The sequence below is a fragment of the Pseudomonas sp. TMW22080 genome (assembly GCF_022496745.1).
In the GTDB taxonomy this organism is placed as follows: Bacteria; Pseudomonadota; Gammaproteobacteria; order Pseudomonadales; family Pseudomonadaceae; genus Aquipseudomonas; species Aquipseudomonas bubulae.
Map to the genome: position 1 here is coordinate 665,348 of NZ_SCFF01000002.1, position 17,151 is coordinate 682,498.

At 55.2% G+C, this 17,151-nt stretch carries 17 protein-coding genes; 4 read left to right on the plus strand and 13 right to left on the minus strand.

Going from position 1 to position 17,151, the window contains the following annotated elements:
* The first annotated feature begins 65 nt into the window (after positions 1-65).
* A complete protein-coding gene (locus EQV96_RS09490) occupies positions 66-1,241 on the plus strand; it encodes a restriction endonuclease (protein WP_240881852.1) in 1,176 nt (391 codons plus the stop codon).
* Between the two features lie 1,494 nt (positions 1,242-2,735).
* Here the strand turns inward: EQV96_RS09490 and EQV96_RS09495 are convergent.
* From EQV96_RS09495 to EQV96_RS09535, 9 genes are all read right to left on the minus strand, one after another.
* Positions 2,736-3,491: a TIGR03747 family integrating conjugative element membrane protein gene (locus EQV96_RS09495; protein ID WP_240881854.1), complete on the minus strand. Its 756-nt coding sequence runs from the start codon at positions 3,489-3,491 to the stop codon at positions 2,736-2,738.
* On the minus strand, positions 3,491-5,653 hold the full coding sequence (gene traD, locus EQV96_RS09500) for a type IV conjugative transfer system coupling protein TraD (protein WP_240881856.1): 2,163 nt from the start codon (positions 5,651-5,653) through the stop codon (positions 3,491-3,493). The genes EQV96_RS09495 and traD overlap by 1 nt, the downstream gene beginning before the upstream one ends.
* A 16-nt stretch (positions 5,654-5,669) precedes the next feature.
* On the minus strand, positions 5,670-6,176 hold the full coding sequence (locus tag EQV96_RS09505; protein ID WP_240881859.1) for an integrating conjugative element protein: 507 nt from the start codon (positions 6,174-6,176) through the stop codon (positions 5,670-5,672).
* Entirely contained in the window at positions 6,173-6,730 is a 558-nt protein-coding gene (locus EQV96_RS09510) for a lytic transglycosylase domain-containing protein (protein WP_240881861.1), read from the minus strand. Before EQV96_RS09510 ends, EQV96_RS09505 begins: the two co-directional genes overlap by 4 nt.
* Entirely contained in the window at positions 6,715-7,440 is a 726-nt protein-coding gene (locus tag EQV96_RS09515) for a TIGR03759 family integrating conjugative element protein (protein ID WP_240881974.1), read from the minus strand. Before EQV96_RS09515 ends, EQV96_RS09510 begins: the two co-directional genes overlap by 16 nt.
* 51 nt (positions 7,441-7,491) lie before the next feature.
* Positions 7,492-8,181 carry a methyl-accepting chemotaxis protein gene (locus EQV96_RS09520; RefSeq protein WP_240881863.1) on the minus strand — a complete coding sequence of 230 codons (690 nt, stop codon included), beginning with the start codon at positions 8,179-8,181 and terminating at the stop codon, positions 7,492-7,494.
* A gap of 341 nt (positions 8,182-8,522) precedes the next feature.
* Positions 8,523-9,062, minus strand: coding sequence for a PBECR2 nuclease fold domain-containing protein (locus EQV96_RS09525; protein ID WP_240881865.1), 540 nt, complete (start codon positions 9,060-9,062; stop codon positions 8,523-8,525).
* Between the two features lie 81 nt (positions 9,063-9,143).
* Positions 9,144-9,572 carry an SGNH hydrolase domain-containing protein gene (locus EQV96_RS09530; protein WP_240881867.1) on the minus strand — a complete coding sequence of 143 codons (429 nt, stop codon included), beginning with the start codon at positions 9,570-9,572 and terminating at the stop codon, positions 9,144-9,146.
* Positions 9,556-9,978 carry an acyltransferase gene (locus tag EQV96_RS09535; protein ID WP_240881870.1) on the minus strand — a complete coding sequence of 141 codons (423 nt, stop codon included), beginning with the start codon at positions 9,976-9,978 and terminating at the stop codon, positions 9,556-9,558. The genes EQV96_RS09530 and EQV96_RS09535 overlap by 17 nt, the downstream gene beginning before the upstream one ends.
* Before the next feature lie 142 nt (positions 9,979-10,120).
* Here EQV96_RS09535 and EQV96_RS09540 point away from each other — a divergent pair, with 142 nt between their 5' ends.
* Positions 10,121-10,399: a hypothetical protein gene (locus EQV96_RS09540; protein ID WP_240881872.1), complete on the plus strand. Its 279-nt coding sequence runs from the start codon at positions 10,121-10,123 to the stop codon at positions 10,397-10,399.
* Between the two features lie 154 nt (positions 10,400-10,553).
* Here EQV96_RS09540 and EQV96_RS09545 read toward each other — a convergent pair whose 3' ends face one another.
* The 4 genes from EQV96_RS09545 to EQV96_RS09560 all read right to left on the minus strand — a co-directional run bounded on the left by EQV96_RS09545 (position 10,554) and on the right by EQV96_RS09560 (position 13,807).
* Positions 10,554-11,036 carry a GNAT family N-acetyltransferase gene (locus EQV96_RS09545; protein WP_232527639.1) on the minus strand — a complete coding sequence of 161 codons (483 nt, stop codon included), beginning with the start codon at positions 11,034-11,036 and terminating at the stop codon, positions 10,554-10,556.
* A 278-nt stretch (positions 11,037-11,314) separates the two neighbouring features.
* The gene (locus EQV96_RS09550; protein WP_232527640.1) at positions 11,315-11,926 is read right to left on the minus strand and encodes a hypothetical protein; all 612 of its coding nucleotides are present in this window, start codon (positions 11,924-11,926) and stop codon (positions 11,315-11,317) included.
* A gap of 125 nt (positions 11,927-12,051) precedes the next feature.
* A complete protein-coding gene (locus EQV96_RS09555; RefSeq protein ID WP_240881874.1) occupies positions 12,052-12,948 on the minus strand; it encodes an SDR family oxidoreductase in 897 nt (298 codons plus the stop codon).
* A 118-nt stretch (positions 12,949-13,066) separates the two neighbouring features.
* The gene (locus EQV96_RS09560) at positions 13,067-13,807 is read right to left on the minus strand and encodes an SDR family oxidoreductase (protein ID WP_095001760.1); all 741 of its coding nucleotides are present in this window, start codon (positions 13,805-13,807) and stop codon (positions 13,067-13,069) included.
* A 137-nt stretch (positions 13,808-13,944) separates the two neighbouring features.
* On the opposite strand from EQV96_RS09560, the gene EQV96_RS09565 reads away from it, so the two are divergent.
* Positions 13,945-14,835: a LysR family transcriptional regulator gene (locus tag EQV96_RS09565; protein WP_130872092.1), complete on the plus strand. Its 891-nt coding sequence runs from the start codon at positions 13,945-13,947 to the stop codon at positions 14,833-14,835.
* 567 nt (positions 14,836-15,402) lie between these two features.
* Positions 15,403-17,121, plus strand: coding sequence for a ShlB/FhaC/HecB family hemolysin secretion/activation protein (locus EQV96_RS09570; protein ID WP_240881876.1), 1,719 nt, complete (start codon positions 15,403-15,405; stop codon positions 17,119-17,121).
* Positions 17,122-17,151 lie beyond the last annotated feature (30 nt).

Sequence of the window (17,151 nt, forward strand, 5' to 3'; positions counted from 1 at the left end):
ATGGTATATTTCCCTTATGCGACGAACCACATCGTGAGCATCGGTTTACAGACGGAATGACGGCAATGGATATCCAGATGGCCTCGGAAGCTGCTGTTTATAGGCTGGTCGCTCAGATCACCAGCATCACGATTGATTGGGCTAAGCACCATGATATTTGGTACGACGCCTGCCATACAGACTCTGTGGCTTACTATGATGACGAACCTTGGCTGGGTGGTGCGTTACTTCTATTATGTGTGGAGGGTCCGATAAACACCGTCCTCGAGTGGGATCACGAGGAGGCGCAGGAGCTAGGTCGCGCGCTGGAGTCAGTCGGTGTCTACCTAGAGTGCCATGAATCATGCACATGGGGATACTATTTAATCGATGACGGGAATGATCTGGCTCAAGCAGCCTATCGCGTCGCGCGTTGGAAATGGATCTGTCGATTGGTTGAGGCTGATACAGCGGATATCAGCGGCGACCTTTACGCTCATTTTGCTGCGAATGCGCAAGACTTTCATCGGCTTGCTCCTCGCGAGTTTGAAACACTCATCAGCAGCATCTTCGCCGCTAGAGGATGGAAAACAGAGCTCGGGCCTGGTTCTGGGGATGAAGGTGTTGACCTGCGAATCTGGCAACGAGACCCGATAGGAGACCTGCTCACGCTGGTACAGGTTAAGCGTTATGCGCCCGGTAATCCCATCAAGCTTGATGCGGTTGCGGCCCTTTCAGCTCATGTAGACCGTCACAAAGCTAATCGCGGCCTATTTATTACCTCCTCGCGCTATCTACCTGGAGTGCACCGTTTTGCCGAGCAGGCAGGCTCGAGGATCATCCTGGCAGATACCAGCAATCTGACACAGTGGTGCAACGAGTCGGCGCAAGAAATGACTATGGCCCGTAATCGAGTTCTAGCCGCTCAAGAGCTTTTACCTTTACTTCAAGAAATACAAAATCGAGGAGTAGATGCTCGTCTGGTTGTGGGCGGTAGGCGTTATCCGAGCTTTTGTATCGTATTGCGCGAATCGCGGACATCCGCTTTGCTCGCCCATATCCCTAGCGTCCGAATTTCTGGCGACATTCAAATGGGACAGGTAATGCCAGTTTTTAATCAAGGAGCTGAAGTCGCTGAATACCGAGAAACTGTGTTCCGTGCAGTGCGGACAGAAGAACGCGGCGAAGTGCAGTATTGGGGGCAGCGAACGCTATTTTCAGCTTGGAACGGAAGACCAGTTGGGTTCGACCATTGGGACTAAGCAGGGGCTTCAGGCAAGGCAACGGATAATCCGTCGATGTCAGTGCTCATGTGTGTTGTGCACAAACGCGCCAAATGCAGTTAGGAGTTACCCTTAAAAAAACGACTATGCGGGTATGGGGCTACGCAGTCGCTTCGAACATAAAATACGAAAGAAGTTAATTTTGGTAAGCATATGATTTATTGAAGGTAAAAAGAATGTAACTGTTAGCAAAGCTCCGGAATCATTAAGCGCTTGATCAATGCAGTTACTACACGTAAGAAAAAAGGAAGCGGCAACATGATAGGACTTCGAGCGCGTCATTCGTTTGCACAGTTTTTAGAACTGCAACCCCAATCGTTTCAGTTGTTCTCTTAAGCAAGTATGGGGTTCAGCATCATTCACTGGCTCATGACCATCATGCATGTACTTGCCGAGGTTATAGCAATCCCAGGCGATTTGCGTGCAAGGGTCAACCCGAATTTTTAAGCCCAGGCGCTCATCGGCCAGTCGGGATTCCCGAAGATCAGATGACACGCCTCGGGCGGTCATTTGCGCTCAATATGTGTTGGTTCTTGCTCAAAAATCACTTGCCGTAAGTGACACCACACCAGACGTATAGGAAGGGATCGCTGCATACCACCGGCGTTCGTGGGACTTTTGTAGTACCAGGATGCGGGTTTCTCATCCGTGAAAACGAAGGATAGTTTATGACTGCGCAATGTTCTGACCGGAAACCAAAACTTGGTTTTCTACTTATGAGGCCTCAGTGGTTTCCTCATGAAGGTTTTTGGCGATTGATTCAAGTATTTCGACTAGGTTCAGCCGCCGTGTTCATTGCCTTTTCAGTGATGGCTTTCATCTTCGGTGGGGATCTTGCAGCGGCGTTCGCAGCTGCTGCACTTGCTTGTTTGATAGGGCCAATTCTCGCTCTTCGCCTTCTAATGTGGGTCATTCGGGGCTTCAAACCGACCCCTTAGATACTGATAGGAAAAGGTCGCCAGACGCCCGCCGGCAAGCACATCTCTTGGCTGCGGCAATTGAGGTACGCACGTTTTTGTGCCACGTAGAATCGCTTCTGGGGGCTGGTGAGTATCCTTTGGCCCTGAAATCTTGTGAAATGCTCTCTGTCAAACCCGTTGTCGGCGCTGACCATGAATTTTTTGAATAAACTGAGCGCGTCGCGTACCAGCTCCCAGCCCTGGGAGCTGGTCGCTCTAACAATATCTGTGAGGCGTAGGCTCTTGTCTGCTTGGCGGTTATTGGCTGCCGTAGACCGCATAGGCCAGATCATGGGGTGGTATTGCAGGCGCACGTTACGTGGGAAGCTCCCCTTGGCTGCAAGTTCAACAGATGTGTTTTAGCTGAAGTACCGCATTTTCACTGAGACGTGGTGAATGGAATAGTCCACCAGCGTTGTGGTTTTACCGGTACCGGCGAAGGCCTGTAACAGCAGAATATAGGCGGTCTAGTGGATGATGGTTTGTAGTTATGAGTCCACTGCATACGTCACTCCTACAAGTATTTCTTGAAGCTTGAGACAGTGATATAGACGGACATGTCTATTAAAACCGCGCTGGGCAGCAGAATCAAAAACGGACTAACGCTGACCGGCATAGCCAAATACACCGTCCAAGGCACAATCATCAGCGGAATAATCGCCCCCCGTGCTTTGTGATACAGATAGCTCGATTCCCGCCCCGAACCAAATTTGCGCAGGTCACGCCGCACCAACCCATCGACCAGCCCTGTAAACCCTGCCAGTAAAAACAGCGGGATGGTCATCGTCAAAATGACCATCCGCACGCAGAAGGTGAGCACGGTATACAGCGCGGCCAATCCATAGTCCTGAAGCTTGATCATTACCCGGCCTGTTTCGTAGCGCAGATCGAAGTTGACGATCTGCTGTGGCGAAGCGGTCCTGGCGTACTGGGTCAGGGCATTCAGGCAATCCAGCATGCCGGTTTTCACCATCAGCCAGTCATAGACCATTTGGGCGAACCAGGTTGCCGTGCGCCCCGGCTCCTTGATCACGACGCTATGGATCAAGTCCTGGGACAACCAGCTCAACTCGTATTCAAACATCTGTTGCGCATGTCGCCAGCCAGCCTCTGGCCAGAACAGATACAGGCATATCCATTCGACGACAATGGCAGCCAGCAAGGAGCCAAACATCACTCCCAGAAAGTGGAAGGGCGTTGCAATCAGAATGCCGAGAAAGGTTTTTTGACCTTCTTGCTGCTGTTGGGCTTTTTCTGCGATGTCGGCCATCAGGTTTGAGCCTTATGACCTTCATGGGCTATCTGGCGAAAGTCATCCACCAGATCCTCCGGTAACGATTCGCTCAACGCTTGATAGCCGGGGGCCTGCCACCAGTCGCTACTGTCCACAGAGCCTTTGCGCATTCCTTCGGCCAGGGCCTGCAGGTCCTTGGGCATGACTTCGTCCGGGTCGCTCGCCGGTAATGGCATACGAATTTTCCACAGATTGCCGCCCTCGATCAGGGCAAAGCATTGCCCCTTGGGCAGGCTCACCACATGGGCGGGCTCGATCATTGGCACGCTGACACTCTGGATCTGGTCGTGGGTGTTGGAGGTGAAGGCGGCGTTGCCATTGATCGCATCATTGGCGCTGCTGGCGGTTGTGCTGGTGAATACCTGGACCTTGGGTAATTGGTTGGTCAGCAGTTCGGCAGTGGCGGTTTCGCGAACACGTAACATAAAGAGGTTGTTGAAGTTGCCGATCACCTGGCCAGCCTTGGCCCTACTGCCGATTTTTGCCTCGATATCGCTCATGGTCTGGGTGTAGGCGGTGACTTGCATGCCGGCGCCACCGCCCTTGTTGATCATCGGGATAAATTCGTCGCCCATCAGTTCGTTGAATTCATCCGCATGCACATTGATTGCGACCTTGCCGCTGCTGGCGCCGGGCAGGCCGTCATCGATGCCGAATTTGTAGATATGCCCGGCGACTGACACCAGGTCGCTGAACATAGAGTTGCCCACGGCGGCGGCCACTTCGGTGTCCGACAGGGCATCCAGTCCCACATACACAACCGCTCGTTTACGGATGACCTGCATCCAGTCGAAGATTGGGCGTGGGTCTTCAAGGTCCATATAGTCGGGCGACAGCAGCTCTGCGATACGGCCGGTGGTGAGTTTTTCCAGCAGTGGTAGCAAACTGGCGACGATCTTGTCGAAGTAGGTTTTGTCGTAGCGCACTGCCGAGCGCAGGCCATCCATGACCGGGTCAGAGATGCGTTTTTGGGTGAGGTACATATCCAGGGCAACCACGCGCAGCGGGCGATCTTTCATGGCGAAGCTGAGGTTTTTTCGATCGATCTTGCCCTCGACCTCGACGATGGTTTGCCAGGCCTTGGGGTCGTTCTGCGCGAAGTAGCTTTGTGCGTACTCTATGAACAAGGCATCGATATTGATCACATGCTTGAGGATCTGTTCGTAGTCCGGGCGTCGGCCGAGGGCTACCAGAGCGCGGGCAATGATATTGACGAAGCGCCAGGCGAACTCGCGGAACGCTGCGGAGTTGCCTTCCCCCGACAGTTGACCGGCAATGCGCGTGGCCACTTCTGAGATCCGACCAAAACGACCCACCGCGTTGTAGCGGGCCGAGTAGTCAGGCCAGCCCAGATGAAAGACGTAGAACTCATCGAGTCGGCCTGCGCGTTTGCATTCAAGGTACATGCGCTTTAACAGGTCGGCATCACCCTTGGGGTCGAAGACGATCACGACCTCGCGATCAAGATGCTGAGTTCGGTGACGCCGGGTTCGACGTATGTCCTGAGTGATAAACAGCTCGGCAAGACGAGTCTTGCCCACCCTCGTTGTGCCCAGTACCAGTGAGTGGCCAACCCGTTCTCCCAGCGGCAAGCTGACGTCGCCCTCGTGCGGTTCTATGCCATGCAAACGCGGCAATCCACCTACGGGAGGGAGTGGCCGGGCCGGGTTCAAAGCGATATTCCAGGTTGTGACTTTGCTGAGCATCTTGAGCGGAAAAGGCGCGAACTCCAGCCGCTCTTCCAGGCGGCGTGCCGACCTGTAAATCGAAGTTGGCTCAACATACTCGGCGTATTTGGGCAGATAGGTGTCCATCAGGCGCTGGGTATGTTTTTGCGTCCAGCGAAAGCCTTTGCCGATAAACAGACGCTCGTTGCTGACCGGAATATCCTTGCTGGTCATGGTGTAGTGGGGCAGGCGGCGGATATTGCGGCGGTAACGTAACACCACCCATGCCTGTCGCAGGCGCACAAAGCCAAGGGCTATAAAGCCTGTCGCAGCGACTGCCCCGAACAGCGGAGTCAGGGCAAAGGCCCAGGGCGCGAAAACGCATAGCAAGGCTGCGGCGACACACACCAGGACTGTGTACAGCTCGACTGCGGGTCGCAGTAGCGATTCGATGGTGTAGGTGCTGGCCATGATTTCGGTCAGCGCCTTACTGCTGGAGCGTGGTGGCGGTGATCAATAAAGGGTAGTGACGGATGCCGAGACGTTGCGCCAGATCATCAGCTGGTGCCGGCACTATCTGCAGTGTTCCGGCCCAGCGTTGAACCTCGGCAAAGCGCTCGGCGCTGGTCACATTGATCACGATCCCTACGGCCTGCAGTTGTTGCAGTTGCTCGCGACGCTGTGAGAGCCAGGTTCTGGACAGTTCATCGTCTCCCACCAGAAATAGCGGCTGCAGGCCGGGCGCGTTGATCACTCGGCTCTTTTCCTGGCCGGGTGTCAGTTGTGTCGAGCGCACAGGAAATGCCCCGGTGCCACGAACGCCAATGTTCAAGGCCGATATCGATTGGGCGGTTGGTTCAGGGTTGAGGTCCTGATAATAGGGCAGGGCAGACACGCCGCCCCTGTCCTCGACCACAATCAGCGAGCTGGCGTGTACAGCCTGCGCCAGGCTCAGGCAGGGCAGGAGTAGAAACGGATAACAGAGTCGATTCATGGAGTGTTCGCCATTAGATTGATGCCGGTAACGCGGCTCAGGTGTTTGGCAAAGGCCAGTCGATAGCGGGCAGCGGGCTTGCCCCCGGCCGGACGGTGATAGCGCCCGGCGGCCGTGATCCAGTCGCCGCCTTTGGCCTTGTGCTCGGCGAGAATTTGAGCGGTGACCGACAGATTTTTATACGGATCAAGCCCCTCGCATGGAGAGCTGTAACGGTGACCATTGGCGCCGATATTGGTCTGGCCGAGGCCCACGTCGACCCGGTGAGGGCCTGCGGTTTGAATGGCGTGCAGCAATGCGTTGCAAGCATCACTACGGGTCGCAAAGCGATAACCGGCGCCTGCAACATTCAAGGTCCAGGGCCAGGGCACGAGTTGGCCGCGCAGTCGGGTACCACTTTCTTGCAGGGCGACCGAGTACAGCACCTCTGAAGGCACGCCTGCCGGTAATGCGATCAGTTGATACGCCGGAGGTGGAGTCTCGGTGCCGTAGGTGAGGGGAGTGCCCAGCAGAAGGCTACCGAACAGCCCTGCCCGAATTACTGACGTTGCCATTGGCCATTGACCTCGCGCACCACAGCCGGAAGCTCGCCGCCGAGACCCAGCCCGAGCCAGCGCCCGGCGTCGTGATTCAGTGTAATGGTGCGGTTCAGGACACCGGTCGGTTCTATCCTGGCCAGGACTGCCCAGCGGCGGATCTTCTCGTCATCGCCCAGGCTGCCGACGAAGTACAGGTCGAAAGGCTGATTTTGCGCCTGGAGGTTTTGGACCCGCGTGACACAAGCCATGCAGTTGTCCTGCACAAAGATGGCCAAGCGACCGTCGCTTTTAAGCGCTCGTGGGGAACTGGTCATGGGGGAGGCCGGGCTGGCTGACAGCTGGATAATCTTTTCGTGCGGGTACAACCGCTTAAAGGCCTGGTCATAGGCCTGTTGGTAGGCCAATTCCTTCTCGACCCGCTGGCGCTCGGCTTTGACCTGCAACTCCGCGTAACGACCGCGATCCTCTGCCGACTTTGCTTCAATACCCAGGGCAGTCAGCGGGTCCAGCCCCGGGGAATAGATGCCGCGTGGACCTTTCATTAGGCCCTGATAACGGCTCCAGTCCTCAAGGGTTAGCCCCCATTCGCTAGCCAGCTCAATCTGGCTGCTGTCACGGTTTGAACTGATTGCTTCAAGGCTTTCCTGAGAATTTGTCGTGCTTGTTGCTGCATTAACACAAGGCGGTGCGGCAGCCACCAGGCCTGCTACAGCTAACCCGAGCACGGCTAAACGCGACGGTTTGCAGAGGATATTTGAGTCAGCCACGGCGACCTCCTATGGCTCAACAGTTAGGGTTCTCGACAGACCGGCCACTTCGAAGTGGGCTAATCGGCCATCCATTGATTTGAGCTTCCAGGCAGTGCCCGTGACCCCATCGCCGGGCCGGATCAGGTTGATCTGGCTTAGCTGCGTACTGCCGGATGGCGCCACGGACAGAAAGCGCTCGCCACCTCGATATTCGATACCGATTACGGTGAACGGAGGAGGTTGGGGCGCAGGTGGAGGTTTCTTGTGAACAACCGGTTTTGGGGGAGGGGCAACCAGTGGTGGTTCTGAGGCTTGAGGCTTGCTCAGTTCCTGCAGCCGGTTATCGATCATCTCGATACTGGCCTTGAGCACCATCACCTGCTCCTCGGCAGCTGTTACGCGCATGGAGAGGTCTTGGGTGGTTTTAGACGCTTGCTTGGCATACGCCTGAACGGCATCGATGCGATTGGAAAGCGCCTGTTGCCCCGAGCGGAAGTCGTCGTTGGTAACCAGGTGCTTGCCGTCAACGGCATCCAGTCGCTCATCAACCTTGGCCAGCCGCGTCAGAATCGCGTCGAGTGAATCCTTGTTGGCCGTGGTCTCCAGTCTGTTGGTTAGCAGAGAGAGCTGATGATTCTCGTAGGCCAATACACTGGCCAGGGCGATCAGGCAGAGGCTGAAGATCATTGTGGTGCGGGTTGGACGTGGAAGTTTCATGGGCGGCCTCGCGTGAGAACGAGGACATCCTGTCAATCCAGGTTGTGGAGCGCAGCTGGAAATAGGTTTTTCGCACGCCGTTGTTTTAAAGGTCGTGGAGGTCATCAACCGAGCACTATCACCTTGGCTTATAGGCCAGCGGTCTTAATGCTGAGCAAGCAGTTGATCTTTTTTGATGGATCATAAATAATGTTTTGGAGCGCGAAACCAGTTGCCTCCAGCGGCTATAACTGGCGTAGGAACCCTGTCGATGGCTGGCACATCAGCGTAGGGTGAGACCTCCACACCCCTGCTTGAGGGTGCGTATATGAATATCAAGCACACTCCCTAAAGGGCAGTTCTCAGGACTGCCCTTTTTCTTTGTCCGTGATTAAAGGCTTATAGCGCTGGTGCTGCAGCTCGCCATGTCGATGCTTGTTCAGTGACTTGGCGTCCGTTTGCATGAAATTCCAGAACAAAAGCCCGTCTCGCACAGCGACAATGACCAGCATCTGGCGCTTTGCTTCGTAGGCTCCTATAAAGGCCAAGCGGTACGAGCCATCATCGTATTCGACCTTCCAAACCTCAAAAGGCCCAGTAAGCGTGTCCATGGCCATTTTCACATAGCGTTCGCGAGCATCGGCACGCTTTTCTACTATGTGATAGAAGCTTTTTCGGTCGACGATTACTAACCCCATGGGTGTCTCAATGGTGAGGGACAAAATGGCCGGGTTAACAAAACCCAAATTTTGAGCGACCAGCGCTATGGCAGCTTCATGGCTATAGGCTGCCTCCACCTCATCTACTGCAGCTGAACGCAGCTCACGCTCAAGGGTTCTCAAATCAGGGAGCCCGTAATCACCCCACGTTGGCTGGCCTTTTATTTCTTTTATGGGGGGCATCTACCATGTCCAAAAAAGCATGCTCGGAAACGTCCAGGCGAGTTGCTGTCCACCAGTAGGGCAACCATGGAATTGGGGGCGTTAAATCTGTTCAATGATTCCATTGAACAACTCTTTCAATTGCTCGTTACCAGCATCCACCAGGTGGTTGTCGTCGTAGTACAGCGGCACACCATCCCTTGAGCCCATGCATTGTCCGTTCGGGCAAAGATATGGGGTTGGGTCAATAACCTTGGCATTGCACTGCTTTGCCGCGACTTCAATGGCGTGGTTGGCTATGCGATTACGTCTCTCATAGTCCTGCAGTGAAACGGTGATGTCCGATGAGTACTGGAAAATGCGCTTATGCAGGTTCAAGCCTTTGTAAATGTTGAACGGCATTTCCGGGATCGGTTTGACGATATACACCGGACGATTTTCTGCGATGGCACACACAACTTTGGTGTACTCAGCCGCGTATGTATCGGCAAATGACTGCCCCGTGAGGTGCTCCTTACCCGGGAAGTACACGCGGTAACTGTTGCCTCTGCTCGTATCGGTGTGGTGCGTCGAAATAGCCCCTGCTTTTGGCGAACATGAAATTGGAGCTGAACAACAAGCTGCTCTTGATTGCTCTGATCAACTCGCGGTAGTCATCGAGGGAAAAATAGACAAACCCGAAGATCAGCAACGCTGCACACAGAGTCAGCAAAGCCGGAATGATTCGCCGTGCCCTGGAGGCGTAAAAGCCCAAGAGTGAGAAGTTTTGATTGTGGAGGCCGTTGACGATGATTCCGGTCATCAGAAAACCGGAGATAACAAAGAAGATGTCGACTCCAGCAAAGCCCCCGCCGAACCCTCCGATTTTGAAGTGAAACAACACAACGGAAATGACCGCGAGCGCTCGCAGCGAATTTATATTCTTTCGGAACTGCATTTGTGTAATCCATGAAATAGGTCAGTAGTGCGAGAGCACCGCATTGCGCGGGGTACTATAGGGAATAACCTATTTCAAAGAGGTAGGCTCGTATGTATATGTAACAGTTAATACTTTAAGTAAAATCTGTAGTTTGGTTCTTGTGCTCCTCAGCGTTGCGACCTTGGGGCTGACGTTTGGTGGCGCTCCCTCGTTACTACAGACGGCCATTGCCGATACCGCCGGTGACGGGGCCGATGTAGCGCAGTCGATGCTGGTCGCCATCTTCAATCTGGCAGTGGCCGGAGGTGGCATTGCTGGTGGCTTGTTGCTGGAACAGGCGGGGCCGAGCTCTTTTTCCCCAACGCGGCTGATACTGGCGCTGCTCGGTCTGTCCGTGGTTTGGTTCGCCAGGGCCAATGGGCCGCCGGGTGCATGTTGAAGCTAATAAAAATAGCTTGAGAGTCTGCTTTCGGCACAAAGTGTGTAAAGACACCTCCGCGAACCCAGGCGATGATTGCTGAGGGTTTCACCGCAGTAATTCAATGCTGCGCTTATAGCAATATCTGTCCGGCCAGCACAGCTGCATATGGACGCTATGATTCGAGATGCTTTTCCAAAAATATACTATTGGGATCATATTCATACCCGCCGAATGGCCCTCGACGCTGATATCCGTTGCGCTCATAAAATGAAATTGCTTCCAGTTGTCGATAGCCGGTTTCAAGCATTAAATGAAAGCAGCCCTCCTTTCGAGCTTCGTTTTCTAGGGTTGTAAGAAGCCGACTGGCCAGCCCTTGTCCCCGGAATGTTGGTTTTGTAAACATCCGCTTCAGCTCGCCGTGCGTCGGGTGCACCACCAAGGCTCCACATGCCACGGCCTCTCCGTTACTGGAACGCCCAACAGCGAACAGCACATTTTTCGAAGAAAGAGCTTCGATGTTTATGCCGTGATGACTTTCTGCGGGGTAAAGCGGGGCTTGGTAAGCATCAAGCTCCTCAATGAGGGCAATCACTTCCGGTTGATCAGGGGATTCAAGCGAAATAAAGGGGGGAGTCTTCAAAAGATCTACGCTCAAATGACTGGTTCGGATTTATATATCAGTCTGAATATAAGGTGTAAAAATATACGTCAACACTCAATTTAACGTGTGCGTCTATCCACGTCATCTACCCAGCTCCCAAAGCTGTGACATGGTGTGCACTTTGATTTAAGTGGGCAGCAGTTTTAGCCTTTTAAGCGGGTATTTAATGCAGCCAAAATGACGTTCGTATTCCAGATCTTTCAAAGCCCAGGTCATTCAAGAGTGGGGCCAACCCGCAGCTTCGATTGCCAGCATCGTCCTCAGTCATAGCCTCAATCCAAACCAGCTGCAAAATCCCCAACTTCACAGGGGCAGTTCAGCCCTTGCGTCGTAGTGAATATCGACTGGTAGTACCTTCGCCCGGCTTCAAGATGAGGCCCGAACGTAAAACCTTGTTCCAGCATTGTGTTCATGTCGGCCTCGGTAATGCGCATGATGTAGCTGTGCCCGGTCGTGATCAGCGCACAGTCCGCACCTTGTGTTTCGCCCATATTGAACCATTTGCCCGCATCACCATGCCCGCTTGCGAAGGTATGGCCGTTGTAATGAACCTGCCATCCACCATCGAGCAGGATCCAGGTGTCCGGTGCCGATGCTCCACCCTGGTCCTTCTTGGCGATGACCGCTCCGGCTTCGGTTTCCCATTCGTTTGAGTGGTCGATGACCCACCGCAGTTGTTCGGTCGTCAACGACGTGAAAAACGGCGTGTGGCGTAGCAAATGTAGATACGTGATTGAAGGTTTCATGGTCATTTCCTGCATTGCATCGGGCGTACGATGATCGCCGCACGCTGCAAACCCCATAGTGGTCAAAACGGTCAGGCCCGCATTTCGAAAGCGCCTGCGCAGGGTCGCCGTACCGTGGCTCAAGTTGATGTTCATCATTGTCATGCCCTATGTGATTGGCGGTCTTGTGGGAGGTCGCCGGGGGGCTTTGGCCTTTGCGTAAAACCTGGAGTGTGTGTATTCCACTTAGTCGCCGTAGTACCCCTCGGGCCGCGAGGGCAGACTCAGCGAGCAGCGACCTTGAGCAGGTCTTCCAGGCCTATGCGGCGAAGCATTTCAGCGCGTACCCGGTCGGCCATGGCATTGACGACCTGGGCACCGTCCTGGGATGGATCGATATGACACCGAAATGGACGGGTACCCAATGGCATTCCGACGATTTCGACGATGGCTTTGGCCACTTCACCGACATCCGCGTCAGCCGGTTCCAGGGCTGCCAGACCTTTGAGTGCCTGATCCGGCACACCGGAGTAAGGGCCTTCGTTGTATTCGGCGGCTCGAACCTGGTCTGCAGGGGAACCGGAATGGGTGAAGTGGTTGGTGCCCTTGGTGAACGCACCCGGCACGATGATTGACGTCTCCACCCCCCAACGCGTCAGTTCGCTGGCGTAGGACACTGCCAGCGAGTCCATGGCCGCCTTGGCCGCAAAGTACGGAGCCAAATACGGCGGGGTGCCACCGCGGGCACTGCTGGAGGAAACCCACAGCACCAGCCCCCGTCCCTGTTTGCGCAGTTGCGGCAAGGCCGCTCGGTTAACGCGTTGAGTGCTCAATACGTTGATGTCGTAGAGCTGGGCGAACTGCTCGGGCATAAAGGCTTCGGCGGGGCCAAAGGACATGTGCCCGGCATTGTGAATGATCACGTCCAGTTGGCCGCAATCGCCGATGATTTTCGCGACGCCCGCCTGGACCGACTCGGTTGAGGCGACGTCCAGTTCAACGCTGCGCAAGTCAACCCGGTGTTCGTCCGCGTAGCGCTGTGCTTCGAGTACTTGCGCTGCGTTGCGGCCCTGGGTTTCACGCATGCTGGCGTAGACGGTATGGCCAGCGTCGGCCAGGGCGCGTGCGGTGAGCGCGCCAAACCCGCTGGAGGCACCGGTAATCAGAATGACGGATTTCAAGATAAAGACCTCTCCAAAATCAGCAGATAAAACCTGCCGTCACTGCGCTGAACAATGTGAACATCCGCTGCGATTGCTGGCAGCATGTTCACCTGCCCTGAGTCTCAAGCAGGACGGTTCAGACGAGGCCGCCGTTGACGCGCAGGATTTGTCCGTTCACCCAGGCCGAATCAGGGCCGACGAGGAAGGACACCACGCGAGAGATATCTTCTGGCTGAGCCAGGCGCTCCAGCGGAGGCATTTTGGCGAAGGTCTGGATTTGCTCTTCGCTCTTGCCATGCAAGAACAGATCGGTGGCGACCGGGCCAGGTGCCACGGCGTTGACGGTGATGTTGCGACCGCGCATTTCCTTGGCGAACACTTGGGTCAGGGATTCCACCGCTGCTTTGCTGGCGATGTACACGGCGTAACCCGGCAGGTTCATGCCGACGGTACTGCTGGAAAAGTTGATGATCCGGCCGCCATTGTTCAGGCGGGTAGCGGCTTCACGCAGCGTGTTGAAGGTGCCGCGGGCGTGGATATTGAAATTCTGATCGAACAGCTCGTCGCTGTGTTGCGCCAGCGGCATGACTTTGAGGATGCCCGCGTTGTTGACCAGCACGTCGACTTTACCCAGTTGCGCTTCGGTTTCATCAAACAGGCGGCGTACATCTTCGGCACTGGCAACATCTGCCTTTATCGCGATGGCCTGGTGTCCGGCCTGACGCAATTGGGCAACCAGAGCCGTGGCTTCGTTGGCGCTGTTGGCATAATTGATTGCGACTGCGAAACCTTCGGTGGCCAGTTGTTTGGCAATAACAGCGCCGATGCCGCGGGAGGCGCCAGTGATAATGGCAACTTTCAAATTGTGAGTCGTCATGGCTGTCATTCCTTGTGTCAGTGGGGGGTGTTTGCTGGGGACGAGGCTAATTTCACATGTTTACTCTTGGTGTTAAATGCATGAAAGTTGGCTTAACTGTTCAATAAATACCAACAATCAAAAAGAGGGCGTTCAGCGTGGATCAAGTCAAGGCGATGAAAGCCTTTGTGCGGATTTATGAGCGCAGCAGCTTCACGAAAGCTGCCGATGACTTGAACCTGCCGCGGGCGACGCTGACCCATACCCTGAATCAATTCGAGGCCTGGCTTGGTACGCGTCTGCTGGAACGCAGTACGCGAAAAGTGCGCCCTACGCTTGATGGCGAGGCGTACTACCAGCGTTGCGTGCAGTTATTGGCGGAACTGGAGGAGGCCGAGCTGGCATTTCGCGGCGTGGCCCCCAAAGGCCAGTTGCGCGTAGATTTGCATGGCACTTTGGCCAAACACTTCGTTATCCCGGCGTTGCCGCAGTTTATGGCCCGGTATCCGGAGATAGAGTTGTCCATCAGCGAGGCCGATCGCTTTGTCGACCTGATTACCGAAGGTGTGGACTGTGTCCTGCGTGCCGGAACCCTTGGTGATTCGGCATTGATTGGCAAGCGTGTGGCCAACCTTGAACAGATCACCTGTGCAAGTCCGGGGTATCTGCGCCAATACGGTGTACCGAAAAGCCTCGACGACCTGGGCCATCACCGCGCCGTGAATTACGTCTCGCGCACCACCGCCAGGCAGTTTCCGTTTGAGTTCATGGTCGATGGCCAAGTCAAGGAAGTGGTCATTGAGGGGGCGTTGTCGGTGTTTGGTGCAGAAGTTTATGCGGCGTCGGCAATTGCCGGGCTCGGCATCATCCAGTGCCCGCATTACCGGATGAAAACGCAGATATCCCAAGGCCTGGTGCAGAAAATTCTCGCCGAAACGCCACCGCCACCGATGCCGGTTTCTGTGCTTTACCCGCAGAACCGGCACATGTCGCCACGGGTTCGGGTATTTGTCGACTGGTTGAGCGAAATATTCGCCGATGCATCGTGAGGGCATCGTGAGGGCATCGCGACGGCGCGTCTGAGTGCTTATTTCAGGATGAGCGGCCAACGTTCGTTCAGAAGGGCGGGTAATCCCCCCATTTTTAGCATTCACCAAGCATAGAGGTCAGGCGGGGCAGTCCCTTTTTTACCCGGCAGATGATTGGGTGACTGATTTTAATCATGGTGTCCGTGAGTGGTTTATCGGTATGCGATCGGCAGTAAATATTCAAAGAGCGGCGGATTTTTAATCTGTTCACCCCGTTGGCCGTTGATATCAACCACGGATCGGCACTCATCGATAAGGCCAACGCAGTGCTCTTGGGCGCTCTGACAATTTGGCTTTGCACATGGGGGCAAGCGGACCCCTCAACTACCAGATCTACCTGCTTCGAAAAATCTAGTCCCCTAGCGAGAGGTTTCGTCGTTGGTATAGGAAACGTCCTAAATCATTTCCCTCTGAGAAACTTAAAACTTACGCCATCCACGGGCGCTCCTAGGCATTTTTCTACGAGTTGCCCCTGTCAAAAGGCTTTGGCTCACACAGCAAGGTTTGCGAACCACGGATGGAGCAAGCATGTCGGCATGTCACCTCGCTGTAAGGTTTTACTTTTCGTCTCTGCTGGTTGGTTTGGCCGGGGTGAGTTCCGCTGTGGCTGAATCGGGCCCGACGCCGGGTGATCAGGATCTGATTCGCGATCGTCAAGAACGTCTGCTCGAAGAGCAACGGCGCCGGCTTGAGGAGCTTCAGGAGCTTCCCGGCAAACAGATTTCTCTTACGGCTCCAGCTCAGCCAGCCGACAGTCGCTGTTTCCCCATAGAAGAAATCGAGCTCAAGGGCGCCGACAGCCTGTCCGCCAGTGAGCGCGAATCGGTGATCCAGTCCTATATCGGCCAGTGTCTGGGCGTGTCCCAGCTCAATGAACTACTCAAGGTCATCACCAACCGATATATCGACAGGGGTTTGGTGACCAGTCGTGCTTACTTGCCGCAGCAGGACCTTTCCCAAGGGCATCTGCAAGTCCTGGTGGTTGAAGGCAAGCTTGAAAGTTTCAAGGGCGACGACAACAGCAAGCTATCCAGCCGCGAATTGGCCATGAGCTTTCCCGGTCAGCCTGGTAATCAGCTGGATTTGCGGGAAATCGAGCAGGCGATTGATCAGCTCAACCGCTTGCCATCCAACCAGGCACAAATGGAACTGGCACCGGGCAGTGAGGTGGGGGGGAGTGCGGTAGTGGTCAAAAACGCGCCGCAAAAGCCCTGGCGTGTCGGCTTGTCGCGTACTAACGACGGTCAGAAAAGTACCGGTGAACAGCAGTGGGGTACGGGGTTTGAGTGGGACAGCCCGCTGGGTCTGGCCGATCAATTGGTGCTGCGTGGGGGCCACGATGCAATCAGTGACCACCGGAAAACTTCGAAAAATGCGAGCTTCTACTACAACCTGCCGTGGGGCTGGTGGAACTTCGCTTATAGCTACAGCCAAAGCGATTATCGCTCGGTCGGCCAGGCCAATACGTTTGATTTCAAACAAACCGGGGACAGTGCAAACCATCAACTGCGTGCCGAGCGGGTGGTCCATCGCGACGCGATGAGTAAAACCTCCCTCAACACCGGTCTGGCGCATATGCGTTCCAATAACTACGTAAGCGATTCACGACTGCGCAACAGCAGCCACCGTCTTAGCGAATTCCAGGTTGGCATCAACCACGGTCGACGTATCGCGAGTTCCTTCGTCAACCTCGATGTCGGTATGCAAAACGGTATCGGCGCCTTCGATGCCCAGGGGGAGCACAGCCCCGAGCGGGGCATGCCAGAGGCCCGCTACCGCAAATACACCGCGACCATCAGCTATTTACAGCCTTTCAAGCTGTGGGGTGAGTCCTTCAGCTTTACCAGTATGGCCACCGGTCAACGCAGTGAGGATGTGCTGTTTAGTCCACAACGCTTAAGCCTGGGCGGTACAGCCTCGGTACGGGGATACAAGGACCAGCAACTGTCCGGCGACAGCGGAGGTTACTGGCGCAATGACCTGCGCTGGTGGCGTCCGGTGACGTGGGGGTGGCTGCGCCCGGTATTTACCGATTACGGCACCAGCCTTGGCTACGACCAGGGCGTGATTCGCCACGGGCGTTACAACCGCGAGGTACATGGCCGGGTCTCCAGCAATTCGCTGGAGTTGTTTGCCCGGGGCCGCAACCTCAGCGCCAGTGTGACCCTGGCTCATTCCCTGGAGCGACCGGATGTGCTCACCGAGCGTGAAGCGCCGATCTACTTCCGTATGGATTTCTTTCTTTAATTCAACGCTTCGTTGTATCGAGAAACTGAC